This is a genomic window from Sodalis sp. C49, assembly GCF_046352915.1.
Lineage (GTDB): Bacteria > Pseudomonadota > Gammaproteobacteria > Enterobacterales > Enterobacteriaceae > Acerihabitans.
Map to the genome: position 1 here is coordinate 2,483,342 of NZ_CP163303.1, position 15,386 is coordinate 2,498,727.

At 55.2% G+C, this 15,386-nt stretch carries 14 protein-coding genes; 5 read left to right on the forward strand and 9 right to left on the reverse strand.

Annotation, left to right across the window (positions count from 1 at the left end):
- Position 1: 1 nt before the first annotated feature.
- The 4 genes from ABUK12_RS11295 to kbaZ form a co-directional block, all read right to left on the reverse strand.
- A complete protein-coding gene (locus ABUK12_RS11295; RefSeq protein ID WP_410016340.1) occupies positions 2–970 on the reverse strand; it encodes an N-acetylglucosamine kinase in 969 nt (322 codons plus the stop codon).
- Entirely contained in the window at positions 967–1,839 is an 873-nt protein-coding gene (locus ABUK12_RS11300) for a tagatose bisphosphate family class II aldolase (RefSeq protein WP_410016341.1), read from the reverse strand. The genes ABUK12_RS11295 and ABUK12_RS11300 overlap by 4 nt, the downstream gene beginning before the upstream one ends.
- A gap of 71 nt (positions 1,840–1,910) precedes the next feature.
- Positions 1,911–3,068, reverse strand: coding sequence for an SIS domain-containing protein (locus ABUK12_RS11305; protein ID WP_410016342.1), 1,158 nt, complete (start codon positions 3,066–3,068; stop codon positions 1,911–1,913).
- Between the two features lie 16 nt (positions 3,069–3,084).
- The gene (gene kbaZ / locus ABUK12_RS11310) at positions 3,085–4,371 is read right to left on the reverse strand and encodes a tagatose-bisphosphate aldolase subunit KbaZ (protein ID WP_410016343.1); all 1,287 of its coding nucleotides are present in this window, start codon (positions 4,369–4,371) and stop codon (positions 3,085–3,087) included.
- A gap of 383 nt (positions 4,372–4,754) precedes the next feature.
- On the opposite strand from kbaZ, the gene agaR reads away from it, so the two are divergent.
- The gene (gene agaR / locus ABUK12_RS11315) at positions 4,755–5,552 is read left to right on the forward strand and encodes a transcriptional repressor AgaR (protein ID WP_410016344.1); all 798 of its coding nucleotides are present in this window, start codon (positions 4,755–4,757) and stop codon (positions 5,550–5,552) included.
- A 60-nt stretch (positions 5,553–5,612) separates the two neighbouring features.
- Here agaR and ABUK12_RS11320 read toward each other — a convergent pair whose 3' ends face one another.
- The 4 genes from ABUK12_RS11320 to ABUK12_RS11335 form a co-directional block, all read right to left on the reverse strand.
- Complete coding sequence (locus ABUK12_RS11320; protein WP_410016345.1) at positions 5,613–6,347, reverse strand: phosphoadenylyl-sulfate reductase; 735 nt, start codon at positions 6,345–6,347, stop codon at positions 5,613–5,615.
- A 15-nt stretch (positions 6,348–6,362) separates the two neighbouring features.
- Positions 6,363–8,063 carry an assimilatory sulfite reductase (NADPH) hemoprotein subunit gene (gene cysI / locus ABUK12_RS11325; protein ID WP_410016346.1) on the reverse strand — a complete coding sequence of 567 codons (1,701 nt, stop codon included), beginning with the start codon at positions 8,061–8,063 and terminating at the stop codon, positions 6,363–6,365.
- Positions 8,063–9,868: an NADPH-dependent assimilatory sulfite reductase flavoprotein subunit gene (gene cysJ / locus ABUK12_RS11330; RefSeq protein ID WP_410016347.1), complete on the reverse strand. Its 1,806-nt coding sequence runs from the start codon at positions 9,866–9,868 to the stop codon at positions 8,063–8,065. The genes cysI and cysJ overlap by 1 nt, the downstream gene beginning before the upstream one ends.
- 156 nt (positions 9,869–10,024) lie before the next feature.
- Positions 10,025–10,921, reverse strand: coding sequence for a hypothetical protein (locus tag ABUK12_RS11335; protein WP_410016348.1), 897 nt, complete (start codon positions 10,919–10,921; stop codon positions 10,025–10,027).
- Positions 10,922–11,029: 108 nt separating this feature from the next.
- Here ABUK12_RS11335 and queD point away from each other — a divergent pair, with 108 nt between their 5' ends.
- A complete protein-coding gene (queD, locus tag ABUK12_RS11340) occupies positions 11,030–11,398 on the forward strand; it encodes a 6-carboxytetrahydropterin synthase QueD (RefSeq protein WP_410016614.1) in 369 nt (122 codons plus the stop codon).
- A 100-nt stretch (positions 11,399–11,498) separates the two neighbouring features.
- Here the strand turns inward: queD and queE are convergent, their stop codons facing one another.
- Positions 11,499–12,170, reverse strand: coding sequence for a 7-carboxy-7-deazaguanine synthase QueE (gene queE, locus ABUK12_RS11345; protein ID WP_410016349.1), 672 nt, complete (start codon positions 12,168–12,170; stop codon positions 11,499–11,501).
- A gap of 262 nt (positions 12,171–12,432) precedes the next feature.
- Here queE and ABUK12_RS11350 point away from each other — a divergent pair, with 262 nt between their 5' ends.
- From ABUK12_RS11350 to ABUK12_RS11360, 3 genes are all read left to right on the forward strand, one after another.
- The gene (locus tag ABUK12_RS11350; RefSeq protein WP_410016350.1) at positions 12,433–13,287 is read left to right on the forward strand and encodes a lytic polysaccharide monooxygenase auxiliary activity family 9 protein; all 855 of its coding nucleotides are present in this window, start codon (positions 12,433–12,435) and stop codon (positions 13,285–13,287) included.
- A 433-nt stretch (positions 13,288–13,720) separates the two neighbouring features.
- Complete coding sequence (locus ABUK12_RS11355) at positions 13,721–14,509, forward strand: lytic polysaccharide monooxygenase auxiliary activity family 9 protein (RefSeq protein ID WP_410016351.1); 789 nt, start codon at positions 13,721–13,723, stop codon at positions 14,507–14,509.
- Positions 14,510–14,562: 53 nt separating this feature from the next.
- Positions 14,563–15,288: a lytic polysaccharide monooxygenase auxiliary activity family 9 protein gene (locus ABUK12_RS11360; RefSeq protein ID WP_410016352.1), complete on the forward strand. Its 726-nt coding sequence runs from the start codon at positions 14,563–14,565 to the stop codon at positions 15,286–15,288.
- Positions 15,289–15,386 lie beyond the last annotated feature (98 nt).

A 15,386-nucleotide genomic window follows, 5' to 3' on the forward strand; every position in this document is an offset into this window, starting at 1 on the left:
TTTATTCTCCAATTTTAAGCTTATTGAGAACAGCGTTCGCCAGGGGATTACCGCTTATCTTTGCGGCATAAATAGCGGCCCCCATAGAGGGATTATATTTTGGTTGGCATACTAAATAGCTACCGCTGAGATTTGCCAGCTCATGCATAAAAGGATCAAGGATGATATCCCCGCAGTTAAAAACACCGCCGGTAAACGAAACCAGGGTGGTCTCATCGGGTGAGTACGCCAGATCTTTGCGCACCGAATCCACCATCATGGCGAGTTCACGGGCTGCGGTACAAAAAAGTTTATAGCTTTCTTTATCGCCCTCGACCGCCGCTTCATAGGCGACCCTGGCAACCGACGCGATTTTTGTCCGGTCTCCTTGCCATTTATTAAACACCAGATCATTGATATCAAGATCAACATCAATGTGGTATTTGCTTTTAATCAGATCATAGAGAATATCCATTTTCAGCCGATGATCGGACATTTTTGAAAACAAATTGAGGGCATTACAGCCGATCCAATAGGCGCTGCCCTCATCGCTGAACAGCTCCCCCCAACCGCCGCAGCGGGAGGTTTTTCCATTATGCTCGCCATAGGCGATCGAGCCCGTGCCGGAAACGATATTGATGCCGTCCCGGCAGCCAAGGCTTGCCGCCCAGCCGCAAACCATATCGTTATCGCAGCGATATTTTTCCGGGCTAAGCAACACGGCGGGAATCTGATCCAGAAAAGGCACATCCGCCGAGACTTCGCCGTAGGCCGGCAGGCCGAAAAAAGAATAATCAATCATGTCCGGCGCGATCTCGGCGCGCCGGCAAACTTCCGCGATACCGTTGACGATAATGGTTTTGCTGTTTTCCCGGCCGACGTTTAAATAGTAGCAAGTGGAAGCTTCATGCTGCGCCAATATCTCGCCATCCGAGTTTATCAGCACGAAGGCTGTTTTGGTGCCTCCCCCATCAACCCCGAGAAAGATCATGATTCACTCCCGATAGCCAATTTTCCGGCAGAACCGCAAATGCGGATTTTACTGTAAACCACCTCTTTCATGGCATCCATGCCTTCCCGCATGTAAAAGCGGGGATCGTTCGCCTGCGGATTCGCGGCGAAGTATTTTTTTACCGCGCCGGCAAAGGCAATTTTCAATTCAGTCCCGACATTCACTTTGCAGATACCCAGCTTGACGGCGCGGATAATATAGTCATCGGGCACATCGCTGCCGCCGTGTAATACCAGCGGGATGTCAATCCTGCCGTTGATGATAGCCAGCCGCTCAAAATCTATTTTCGGCGTGTCTTTATACAGACCGTGCGCCGTGCCGATAGCGATGGCCAGGCTATCGATGCCGGTAAGATTAACAAAGTCCACCGCCTCATCCGGGTCGGTAAGAAAGCTCGCGCCGGCGCTGACATTTTTATCATCTTCAATGCCGCCCAGCCTGCCCAGCTCCGCTTCCACGCTACAGTCATATTTATGGCAAAACGTCGTCACCTCCTGCACCAAGGCGACATTGTCGGCAAAATTCAAATGACTGGCGTCAATCATTGCGCTGCGGGCGCCGGCAAAAACTTTATCGCGGATATCGCTAAGGGCCTCATGATGATCCAGATGCAGCGCGATGGGGATATCAAAGGTACCGGCAAAGGATTGGCAAAGGGCGTGCAAATCCTTAAAAGAGATATGTCTGAAGGTACTGGGCGTGCCGGCCAGGATCACCGGCGATTGACGTTCGTGACAGGCCTCGAGCACCGCCTGTATCGTTTCGGCATTATGGATATTAAACGCGGGCACGGCAAAATTCTCAGTTTTTGCCCGTGCCAATAAATATTTTGTGGATACCATACGCATGATTTATACCCTGATTAACGACATTATCTGTCATGTGCTGTATTATTCGGTCACCGCGGCAGCGGGTTAGCTTATTTCTCTATTTCCAGCCTATGAATAACCACACCTTCGACGACTCTGTTTACCACGCCGCTGGGAGAAGGATTATCCGGCGAGGCGCCTGATTGCAGCGATGTCAAATAGGCATATATTTGCGCATAGAGTAAATAACAAAACCCAATATGGGCGTCATCGGCATGAGTGGTCTTTGGCAAATACAGATATTCGCCCTTGCCTATTCCCGGGACAGGACTGTCGGCGATGGCAACCACCCGGCGCGCCACGTTGTCATTCCTTAATTCGGCTAACAGATCCAGATCGTATTTTCTGGTGTAGGGCGAGTTAGAAATAAACACCACGACCAGGGTATTTCCGTCCACGATAGATTTCGGTCCATGGCGGAAACCGGTGGGACTATCAAAAAAGGTGCTGATCTTTCCGGCGGTAAGCTCAAGAATCTTGAGCGCCGATTCCTGCGCGATACCTTGCAATCCACCGCTGCCGAGGTATACCACGCGATGATATTCATCTTGGCCAAATAATGAGGTCGGCCGTTGCAGATATTGCTCAATAATATTTTGGCTATTTTCGATAATGGGCAAAAAGCTGGCAAGGTTATACTGCCTGGGCGCAAATACCGCCAGGCAGGCCAGCATCATGTTACTGACGCTGCTGGTCATGGCAAAGCCGCGATCGTGCGTTTCGGGCGGCGTCAGTAATGACAAGGTGTTAGCGCTTTGAGCAAAATTCTGGTGTAACCGGCCGCGTTCATTACAGGTGATGATGAGATGGAAACATTGCCCCAGCATCTGGTTAGCAAGCTCTATTGCCGCCACGCTTTCCGGGCTGTTGCCCGAGCGCCCGAAGGAGACCAGCAGCGTGGGGCAGTTAGCGGACAGGTATTCACGGGGATTACTGACCAGGTCGGTGGTGGCGATGGCCTCTACGCGCAGGTTTAATTTTGGCAGCAGCGCCGGTACCAGGATTTTACCGATAAAAGCCGAAGTTCCGGCGCCGGTGAGGATAATCCGCAGATCCGTACGGGCCAATAAGGGCGTTAAAAAGGTATTGATGCGGTCCCGTTGCTGTTCAATCAGTAATAGGGTTTTGCGCCAGGTCGCCGGCTGCTGCATAATTTCCTGCGCCGTGGCGTGCTCCGGGTGATAAGGTGCTTTTACAGAATCAGTCATTTTTTCGTGCCTTTGATTATTCATGACAGGCTGATGAATATGCTTTAATCACATCGATAATTTTATCGATAATAATATCTTTCGGATTGAGAACTAATTTCCCATCCCTTACTTTGGCGTATTGTTCCGGCAAATACTGATTTAACAACGGCAGCGGAATGACCTGATTCCCCAAGTTTTGCATGAGCTTTTGGCAACTGCGCTGCACCCTGTCATGCGGCCAGTAGTACCTGATGCGATCCGAATAACTATACCGGCGCGATAATCGCTTAGCCTCTTCATCGCCGTGATAATGTTGCTGCCAATACCCGGGCTGCTCTTGCATCACCTGTTCAAGGGTGGCGCGTAATTCAGAGCGGTCCTGGCTGATAATTTCTTCCTCGATGCACTCCAGGGCAAACAACGCTTCGCGCAAAGCGAAGGTTAGCGCGGGACCCACCTTAAGTATGGCGAAATGATCCCGCACCAGTTGCCGGTAAGCCTGGGGCCGTTGGTAATCGGTGGAATGGGCTTCATAGACCAGATAGGGATAGTCATCAATCATCCGGCTTAACGCGGCGGCAGGCCCGGCTTGGTAATCGATCACCTGGGTATGATCAAATTCCACGCCGGGCTGCACCACCAGCCCTATGACCCGGGGCCAGATGTCCGCCAGACCCTGCCGCGCAAAGGCGTCGCGATGGGCGGTAATTGTGCGCGCCGCGGCCTGCGGCGCAGTGACGTCCAGCTGCCGCAGATTCTCCTGGGCGCCGCCCGGAATCGGCACTTCCGTGCCGATAATGTAGACAATATCCTGGCAGCCGAAGGTGTCATGGCAGGTGATTTCAGCCACTTGCGCTAATTGCGCCGAACGCGTTGCGACAATCTCATCGCTCAGGGGTACGGCGTCATCCTGACAGGCCATGCTGCAATCGAGATGGATCTTTTTAAATCCCGCCGCCACATAGGCGGCGATCAGCACTTCCGCTTTGCTCATGGCCTGCGCGGCCGGCAGTCCCTGCCAACGGTTGGGTCCCAGATGATCGCCGCCCAGAATCAGCCGGCCGGCGTCAAAACCTATCGCCGCGGCCTGGTCCATGATGGCGTGATAAAAATCGGCCGGCGTCATGCCGGTATAACCGCCATATTGGTCGACCTGGTTGGACGTCGCTTCCACCAGCAGCAGCGTATTTTCCGCCTGCGCATGCCGCAGGGCGGCTTCAATCACCAGGGGATGCGCCGAACAAACCGCATAGATCCCGACCGGATGGCCTGCTTTATGCCGGGCCAGCAGCGTTTGCAGCGCCGCGCTTTGTGTTTCCATGAGTATTGCCTTTTATATCTTTCGTTGTGTTGTAAAAAGATTACATCATGACCATAAAGAAAGAAAATGAAAGATCAATCTCTGTGATAAAGATCAAAAAATAAGAAAACGAAATGGATAGCTTTACCCTCCCTTTCCTGGAGGTAACGTGCCGCCGGATGGATAAGGCCGGCGTCGGGTCTGGATTCCGTCGTTTCACCGCGGGGATGAAGAAAGGTTAAACAGTCGACATCATCTTGGGGGGTGGCTACAATAGCGTTAATAAGAAAGACATAAGGGAATGAAAGGTTTGGCGGTGATGAAATTAGGCGGATTCCTTTGCGGTTCTATAGCGCAACGGGGCAAATTTCGGCAGTGGAGGTGGTGATGAGGGATGCGATGTGATGAGCCCTGGCAATAGAACGATGACGACCAGCGCGCGGCGCGAGCGGATTGTCAGTCAACTTAAGGCGCAGGGAAGCGTGCAGGTGAATGTGTTGGCGGCGGATTTTAATGTGTCGACGGTGACCATCCGTAACGATCTGTCTTTTCTCGAAAAACAGGGCGTCGCCACCCGCGCTTATGGCGGGGCGATGCTGTCTCCCGCGTCCCCGGCGGAAGCGGAGCGGTCAATCGAAGCCAAGCGTTCGGAAAATGCCACCATCAAGGAGCGCATCGGCAAACTGGCCGCGTCGCTCATCACGCCGGGAAGCACCATTATCCTGGACTCCGGCACCACCACGTATGAAATTGCGCGGCAACTGCATAATCATGAGGAGGTCATCGTGATGACCAACGGCATGAATGTGGCGGAAGCGTTGATTGATGCCCCCGGGGTGGATTTATTAGTGACCGGCGGGCGGCTCAGGCGGCACTCCTTATCATTTTTTGGCGGCCAGGCCGAAATCGCGTTGCAAAACTATCATTTCGATATGCTGTTTTTAGGCGTGGATGGGCTGGACCCCCTGATGGGAGTGACAACGCATAATGAAGACGAAGCCAGGCTGAACCGCTGTATGTGCGATGCCTCGAAAAAAATCATCGTCGTTACCGACTCTTCGAAATTCCATCGCATTAGCCTGCATAAGATTATCAGTATCGAACGGGTGGATAAAATCATCACCGACAATAACATTCCGTCCTCCCTGCTGGATTTTTTCGCCGATAAAGGTATTGACGTCCTCCTCGTCGATGCCGAATAGCCAACGCCGCCGGAAACGTTAAGCCTCCGGCGGCGTTGTTGGTTATCGGCGAAGCCGCTGTTAACCTTCGTGCAGCCCGCACTCGCGCTTGAGGCCGAAAAAGCGCGTTTCTTCCTCGCTCATGCCCGGTTCCCATTTGCGGGTGGTGTGGGTGTCGCCCACCGACAGGTAGCCCTGCTCCCACAAGGGATGGTAGCCAAGATCGTGGGCTTTGAGATACTGGTACACCTGCTTATTGTCCCAATCGATGATCGGCAGCAGTTTAAATACCCCGCGCTGGATGGCCAGCACCGGCAGATGGGCGCGGCTGCCGGACTGCTCGCGGCGCAGCCCCGCCAGCCAGCTTTGCGCTTTCAGCGTGCTTAAAGCGCGGTTCATCGGTTCGACTTTATTGATCTGGTTGTATTTTTCGATCCCCTCCACCCCTTGCTCCCACAGTTTGCCGTAACGGGCCTCCTGCCAGGCGGGGGAAAGTTCCGCGCGGAATACCCGCAGATTGAGGCCCAGCTTGTCGGTCAGCTCATCAATAAACTGATAGGTTTCCGGGAACAGATAGCCGGTATCGGTCAGGATCACCGGGATATCCGGCCGCTGGCGGGTCACCAGATGCAGGCATAACGCGGCCTGGATGCCGAAGCTTGATGACAATACCGTTTCGCCGGGCAGGTTTGCCAGCGCCCAGCCCACCCGCTCTTGCGCCGTCAGGGTTTCAAGCTGACGGTTCGTATCAGCGAGCGCCGCCGTTTGTTCTTCTTTCGGCAACAGGTTCAGTTCGGTCAGGTTCAGGCTGCTCATAGGTGGCCCCTCGGGTTAGTCATAAAAATCCTGGGCTGAGTTAACCACCGGCTTGACGATACCGGCGCGGATAACAAAATCACCATAGGCTTCCTGCGGATGGCGTTCGGCCGCCCAGCGTCCGGCAGTCTGGTCGATAATGGCCAGGATCTCGTCTTCGGTGATGTTTTCCCGGTACATGCGCGGAATACGCTCACCGGCGCGATCGCCGCCCAGATACAGGTTGTAGCGGCCGATGGCTTTGCCGACCAGGCCGATTTCCGCCAGCATCGCGCGGCCGCAGCCGTTTGGACAACCGGTCACCCGCAGGATGATTTCGTCGTTGCCCAGGCCGTGGGCGGACATGATATCCTCCACCTTGGTGACAAACTGCGGCAGGAAGCGCTCGGCCTCGGCCATCGCCAGCGGGCAGGTGGGAAACGCCACGCAGGCCATGGACGCTTTACGCTGCGGGGTGACGCTGTCGTTAATCAGGCCGTACTTGCGCGCCAGGGCTTCGATTTTGGCCTTGTCCCGCGCGGGCACGCCGGCCACGATCAGGTTCTGGTTGGCGGTGAGCCGGAAATCCCCTTTATGGATGCGGGCAATCTCCGCCATGCCGGTTTTAAGCAGCCGATCCGGATAATCCAGGATACGGCCGTTTTCGATAAACAGGGTTAAATGCCAGAGGTTTTCCACGCCTTTCACCCAGCCGAAACGATCGCCTCGCTCGGTAAAGTGATAAGGCCGGATCGGCGCGAAGGATATGCCGGCGCGCCGTTCCACCTCCGCTTTGAAGGTGTCGACCCCGACCCGCTCCAGGGTGTATTTGGTCTTGGCGTTTTTACGGTTGGAACGATTACCCCAGTCGCGCTGGGTGCCCACCACCGCCTCGGCGATGGTCAGGGTATGTTCAAGCGCGATATAACCAAATTCGCTGGCCTTGCGCGGATAGGTGGTATTATCACCGTGAGTCATCGCCAGGCCGCCGCCCACCAGCACGTTAAACCCGACCAGTTGTCCGTTGTCGCTGACGGCGACGAAGTTCAGATCGTTGGCATGCACGTCGACGTCGTTTAGCGGCGGCACCACAACCGTGGTCTTGAACTTACGCGGCAGATAGGTAGGCCCCAGGATCGGCTCCTGGTCGGTGGTTTCGCTTTTCTCGCCGTCCAGCCAGATCTCGGCGTAGGCGCGGGTCTTGGGAAGTAAATGTTCGGAGATTTTTTTCGCCCACTCATAGGCCTGCTGATGCAACACCGATTCCACCGGATTGGCGCTGCACAGCACGTTACGATTGACATCCCCCGCCGTGGCGATGGAGTCCAGCCCCAGGCTGTGCAGCAGTTGATGCATTTGCTTCAGGTCGGGTTTGAGCACGCCGTGGAACTGAAAAGTCTGACGGGTGGTCAGGCGCACGCTGCCGTACAGGGTATGCTCGGCGGCAAACGCCTCGATGCCCAGCCACTGCCGCGGCGTTATGATCCCCCCCGGCAGGCGGCAGCGCAGCATCATATTAATCAGCGGCTCCAGCTTTTGTTCCGTGCGTTCGGCGCGCAAATCGCGATCGTCTTGCTGATACATGCCGTGAAAACGGATCAGCTGGAAATTATCGCCGTTAAAGCCGCCGGTCAGCCCGTCGTGCAAATCTTCGGCGATGGTGCCGCGCAGAAAATTGCTTGCCCCTTTCAGCCGTTCATTATCGGATAAGGGGGGAGTAGGTTGTTTTTCACTCATCAGTAGACGTCCCGCTGATAGCGGCGCTCGATGCGCAGCTCGCTTAAAAATTCATCGGCCTGCTCGGTGTCCATGCCACCGTGCTCGGCTACCACGTCCAGTAATGCCTGCTCTACGTCTTTGGCCATATGGTTGGCATCGCCGCAAACATAAATATGCGCCCCCTGCTCGATCCAGCGCCAGACTTCAGCGCCTTTTTGCCGCAGCCGGTCCTGTACATAGATTTTCTCCGGCTGATCCCGCGACCAGGCTAAATCAATCGCGGTCAGCAGGCCCTCTTTTTTGTAGCGCTGCCATTCCACCTGGTAGAGAAAATCGTCGGTAAAATGCGGATTGCCGAAAAACAGCCAGTTCTTGCCGGCGGCGCCATCCGCTTCCCGCTGTTGCATAAACGCGCGGAACGGCGCGATGCCGGTGCCGGGTCCAATCATGATGACCGGCGCGTCGGTATCGGCCGGCAGGCGGAAATTGTTATTGTGCTCGATAAAAATGCGTACCCGATCGTCCTCGGCCAGCCGGTCGGCCAGATAGCCGGTGGCGCCGCCGGTGCGCGGCCTGCCATCCACCTCATAACGCACCACGCCCACCGTGATATGCACCTCGTCGCTGACCTCCGCCTGCGACGAGGCGATGGAATACAGCCGCGGCGTTAGCGGACGCAACAGCGCCAGCAGCTGATCCGCGCCCAGTTCCACCGGCGCCTGGCGCACCATATCCACGATCGGCGTCGATTGGGCGTACCGCTGCAGGCGTTCCTTGTCCGCCGTCAGCGCCAGCAGCGCCTCGTCGCGGGCCATGGCGGCATACTCCCCGACGATAAGGGTAGTGTTCTGGGTCAGTTCGTAATGAGCGCGCAGCGCATCGGCGAGGGATAAGGTTTGTCCTTCCACCGCCACCGTTTGTCCGCCGTCCAGCCATAGCAGCGTCAAGAGTTCGTCCACCAGCGCCGGGTCGTTTTCATACCAGACGCCCAGGGCGTCTCCCGGCTGGTAACGCAGGCCGGAGTCGCCGAGATCGATTTCGATATGGCGCACGTCTTTCAGCGAGCTGCGGCTGGTAATTTTTTGCGACGCCGCAATGGCGGCCACCAGCGGCTGTTCTTTGGTATAAGGCGTGGAATCGACTTCATCTACCGCGCCGCTGAGGGTTATCTCGTGCCGGGCCGCGCTTTCCTGCGGCACCCGCGCTTTCAGCAGCGCCACGATATCCCGGCGCCAGGCTTGCGCCACCGGCTGATATTCAACATCGGCGTCAACCCTGTCCAGCAGGCGCTGGGCGCCGAGCTCGGCCAGACGCGCGTCAAAATCCTTGCCTATCTTGGCAAAGTGCTCATAGGACGTATCGCCGAGGCCCAATACCGCAAAGCGCGTATCGGCAAGCCGGGGGGCTTTTTTCGAAAACAAGTATTTATACAGCGCCACCGCCTCTTCCGGCGGATCGCCCTCGCCCTGGGTGGAGGCGACGATCACCAGCAGCTTTTCCTGGGCGATGTGTTTAAATTTATAATCGCCGGCGTTTACCAGGGTGACATCCAGTTTGGCGGCGATCAAATCGTCGCGCAGCTGTTCCGCCACCCGCCGGGCGTTGCCGGTTTGCGACGCGGACAGCAGCGTAATGGCGTGCGCCTGCGTCGGCGCGGGCGCCGGAGGGGTACCGGCGACGGGCGTCTGGTTGACCTGCCCCCAAAAATAACCGGATACCCAGGCCATCTGCAGCGGCGAAAAATCACCGGTTGCAGCCTGCAGGCGGGCGAGTTGTTCCGGATTCAGCGGGAGCAAAGAAGTTGGTGGGGCCTGAGTCGTCATTGCTGTTCGAATTTCCTTGTGCGTACCAGTAGGGCCGGGCGTGTATTAAGGGATCACCAGAGTTTGTAAGGTTACTCAGTGCGACGCAATCAATAAAGGATGCGATGGCAATAATAAATAACTAAATAGCCTAAAGAGTTATTTCGGTAAAACTTATTACTTAAACTGGTTAAGAAAGCGGGCCGCCTCATCCACCAGCAACGGACTTTGATGCCCGGCGCCGGATACGCTGATAAATTGCCAGTGAAACGGCATCTTCTGCTGTTCCGCCAGGGATTGCGCACGCCGGAAATACCAGCCGGCGCGTTCAAGCCGGTTCTTTCCCTGCGCCTGGGCCTGCGGGGTGCTGCGCATCGCGGTGCGCCGGGTGCGCCTATCCTGCTCTCCGACCATGATAAGCGTCGGCCGGGCAAAGAAGCGGGCTTCCTGGGCGGCATCCAGGGTAAAAGGCGCGCGCGCCAGCCCGTAGGGCCAGGACCGGCGCGGATCCGGCGGCGTCCACCAGCCGGCCGAGGCGCAGACCACCGCCCTGGCCGGCATATCCGGCAGCGCCATCAGCATCCGGTGGACAAACTGGCAGCCGGCGCTATGGCCGTACAACAGATAGTCGCTGCGGCGCGTAATGCCCTCGCGCCGCAGCGCGTTGAAAACATCGCCAATACGGGAATAGGACCATTGCGCTGCCGGGAGGACCGCAGGACCCGCCGCGGTATTGCCCAACATATAGCCCCGCGCGCCGGGATAACGCGTGCCGGGGAATTCGGGCGCTATAATAAGGAAATGGTAATGATTGGCCGCGGCGATCCATTGATCCCGCGCCTGGGCGCCGTCGCGTTTGACCCCGTGCAGCACCATGACCACCGGCATATCGCGCGCATCGGCCATCGGACGATAGAGATAGACCCTCATCGCGCCGTCGGCCGTGGGTATGGCGAGCGTTTCTCCCCCGGCGGCGCTGACGCGGCACGCGCACGCCGTCAGGGCGCATAACAGCCACAGCCCGGCGGTTCGCCGCGGCGAGAGGAATAAAAGCAAGGATTGGACCGCGTTCATGGTGTTTTGATGGCCCCTTAGCCAACTTATTACGGGTTGGCGGCACATAACATAGAATCATAAGCCGCATTTCGGTACCATGCAGCGTTTGTTTTGACAAGAGGCCCTATAGTGGTAACCACGTTATTTAAAGAATTTACTTTTGAGGCGGCGCACCGTTTGCCGCATGTGCCCGACGGTCATAAATGCGGGCGTTTGCACGGCCATTCGTTTATGGTGCGCGTGGAAATCACCGGTGAAGTGGATCCGTTCACCGGCTGGGTGATCGACTTCGCCGAGCTCAAGGCGCTGTTTCGGCCGATCCTCGACCAGCTTGACCATTATTATCTTAATGATATCCCCGGCCTGGAAAACCCCACCAGCGAAGTACTGGCCCACTGGATTTGGCAACAGCTTAAACCCCGCCTGCCCCTGCTGAGCGGCATCATGGTGAAAGAAACCTGTACCGCCGGCTGCATCTATCGCGGCGATCAATAACAGGCTCCGGCATCCGCCTGGCAAAGTCGCGCTATCGGCGGCGCGCCGGATAACGGCTTAGCCCCCGGCGGTGCCGGCCCGGGCCTGTCGTTTCGCCGGATCAGGCGATATTCAGGTATTTGTGGGTTTGCATGGACAGGCGCCAGTTGCGGGCGATGCAGGTGGCGATGCACAATTTCGTGGCGGCGTCCTGCCGGCTGACGGGCTGCAGGGCGATAATACGCGGTTTATCGTCTTCAAGTGTGGCCAGCAGCGCATCAAGCTGTTCGATATCCCGCTCCCGCGCCACCGGATGTTTAATCTCATCGGCGCGTTCCAGCGCCTGGGGCAGAATCGCCATACCGCCGCGCATGCCCACTTTAGGCGACACCGTTACCCAGGTCTGGCTGGTGCAACGCACCTCGTGGGTACCGCTGGTTTCAATCTGGCAGCTGAACCCCTGCTGTTCCAGCACCTGCGTCAGCGTATACAGGTCGTGGATGCACGGCTCGCCGCCGGTAATCACCACATGCCGCGCGGTATAGCCCTGTTGTTCAATCATCGCCAGCAGTTCCTCCGGCGTAACCGTGGCCCAGCGGTCGCTGTCGGCGGTTTTTAACGTAATGTCCCCCAGAGGGGCCTCCCGAAGCGGGTCCATTTCCCAGGTATGTTTGGTATCGCACCAGCTGCAGCCCACAGGGCAACCCTGCAGGCGGATAAATATCGCCGGCACGCCGGTAAAATAGCCTTCGCCCTGAAGCGTCTGGAAAATCTCGTTAAGCGGGTACTGCATGATGTTCTCGATTAATTGCCTAGCTATAAGGGCGGTGATTATTACATTTTAGCTGAAGCAGACCAAATTTCTCTTGCCGGCGGCACAATACCTAATGTTTCCTCACTGCCGCGTTACCCCCACAAAAGGCAACTGGCAATAAAAACCATTCCCCGGCGTCATCACACCCCGCTCGCGCGCGTTCAACGATACTGCCCTGTATCAGAGGTAAGTCCGCGGATGCCATTCCGCTTTTCTTTTTGAGACCTAACAGGAGCCAGATATGGGCACTTATGATAACGAAAGACCAGATAATTATCCTGATCAACGCGAGCATGAGAATGACTACGCCAATTACCCTCGGAATGAGGACGGTTACCGGGATCCCCATCATTATGGGCACGGCGGCCACGTCCCTCACCGGGGAGGAAGCGGCTGTCATGACTATCCGCCTCCGCTTTGCCAGCAGGATTTCCCGCGCGATAACTGTTACAGCTACATTGATAAAAACTATTACCGGGAAGTCGAGGCGCGCCACGGACGCGTGATAAACCCGCCATCACGCGCCCAGTTTCTGGTCAATGAGGGTTTGTTGGCGGCCTGGGAAGCCAATGAAATGGAAGGGGGCAAAAACTTTCCCGCCACCACAGGCGGAACACCTCCCCCACCGTTTCAAACCGATGCCTGGGGCGCCGCGCCGCCGCCTGATGGCTTTATCATCAGCGGCGGCAGGACCGGTAACCGTAATAGGGTCAATTTTACCGATGCCGAGCTAAACCAACTGGCGCCCCGGTTTGCCGGCTGGCCCAGGCTACGGGTAGCGCCGGGCCAGCGATTTAATGTGGAATGGTTTTATCAACAGGCGCATGTCACCCGGGGCTATCGCTGGTTTATCACCCGTGACGGCTGGAACCCCAATCAGCGTATTACCCGCGAGCAGCTCGAATCAAGACCCTTCTATGAGGATATCAGTCCGCTGGTTCCCTTCAATAATTTTCGTGACCAGTTGATCCCGCGGGTTTTTCATAGCGCCCCGATACCGTTTAACAAAAGAGGTCATCACATTATTGTCATGGTGTGGGTAACTGCCGATTCGCCGAACGGATTCTATCAGGGTTTTGATGTGGATATAGGTTAAGCCAAATAAACACTCCGCCGCTGGCCGATGGCGCTGCGGCGGCATATTAATATTACCAATCAGATCAGCACCAGGATCGCAGCAACTCTGCAATTAATTATACAGGCTATAATCCCAAACCGACCGCGTATGGATATTGATAATGGCTTTTATCAGGCCTTTGATGTGGATATTAATCAAATTAAATGCGCAACGAAATTATGTCCTGCCGCCGTCTATATCAACCGGGCGCGGGATTAACGTTATTTACGCTCATTCCAATGTTGAGCCGAGAGGGTTATCAAGCATAAAAGGCATTTGGCAACAAAAAACATTCATGATTGCAATCACATATTAATCATGAACCGTCAATCACAATGACCGTGTAATAATTTTGAAAATGGTACGGCCCTACTATTTCTAAATATATTACTTTTCATTTCAGGAGTGAACTATGAGCCATGTAGATTATAATCAAGATCCCAATCGCCCTGATGCCTATCGCAACGCCGATCACAATTCGGTTGAAAATTACCGCCCTGACTGTCCGCAACAGCCGCCTCATCCTTATCCCGTCAAACCGCCCTGTGGCGGTATTTATCCGGAGCCCTACCCTTTTTACCAGCCGCTCGACCCGCTAACCGGTCGCGTAGTGTCGCCGGCTTCACGCGCCCAAATTCTTCTGAATGTGAACGGCTTGGAATTCTTTACGGTAAATCAAACCACCGGTGGCAAAAATTTTCCCAACTTATTTGGTGGGCAAGTACCCTTTCCGTTTCAGGAGGATGTTGAAAGCGCAACGCCTCCCCCGGATAATTTTATACTTAGTGGCGGTCATCTTGATCAGCGCGGTAGAATTAATTTCACCGATGCGGAATTTGCTAATTTTCGCCCTCAGTTTACGGAATGGCCAAGACTGCGGGTAAATCCCGCTGAGGTATTGCGCATCCAATGGCTGATAGATGCCCCTCGAATTACTCGTGGTTACCGTGCTTTTATTACCAGAGATAACTGGGTGCAAAATGTACGCTTAACGCGAGCGCAGATTGAACCCGCCCCATTCTTTGATGAAATAAATCAGGCGAGCCCCTGGTTCGCTCATCAGGGTAGTCTACCGCCACGTTTAACATTTGATATGTCGTTACCTTTTAACAAACGAGGCCATCACGTCATCCTATTGCTTTGGCTCGTTGCCGATCAACCCTTTGCCTTTTATCAGGCATTTGATGTTGATTTTGGCTAATGTAACCGGCTTATTACATTTTCCCCCAATTACCTGATAACAAGGAACCCATCATGAGTTATATAGACAATAATCAACTTCCCTACCGGCCTGATCACTGTCAGGGTGGAGATTACCGGCAGAATTATGGCTATCCTCCTCCCTACCCTTTTTACGAGCCAATCGATCCGCAAAGCGGTCGTGTGGTATCACCGGCTTCGCGCGCGGTGATTATGCTCAATAATGGGTATTTACCACCGTTCCTGGTTGATGAAATGACCGGGGGCAAAAATTTCCCTGACTTATTTGCCGGCCCGGTACTTTTCCCTTTCCACACAGATATAGAAAGTTCAAATCCCCCGCCTGATGGACGGATCGTCAGCGGCGGTAATGGGGACGCACGCGATATCGTCAATGCCACAGATGAGGAATTACGTGTCCTGACTGGCGGCAATTTCAACCAATGGCCCAGATTACGGGTTAACCCGGCGCAATCCTTGACCATTCAGTGGGTGAACACCATACCCAGAGTCACCAGGGGGTATCGCGCGTTTATCACACGTGATAATTGGGATTCCAGAGTTCGCATTGCGCGTAATCAGCTGGAGCCCGTTCCGTTCTTCAATACGCTCAATCAGGGAGTTCCCTGGCAGGAGCACCTAGGCGATTTACAACCTCGAATAACGTTGCCTTTAGTGCTCCCCTTTAACAAAAGGGGTCATCATGTCATTATTTTACTCTGGCTGGTAGCCAATCAGCCTATTGCTATCTATCAGGCGTTTGACGTCGATTTCGGTTAGGTTATCCATTACTGGAACAAAGGTCCAGCTGCGGACATATCTGCCTATAGCTGGGCCGGAACTATTGCTCATTGACCCTATTATATCCCATATTTTTA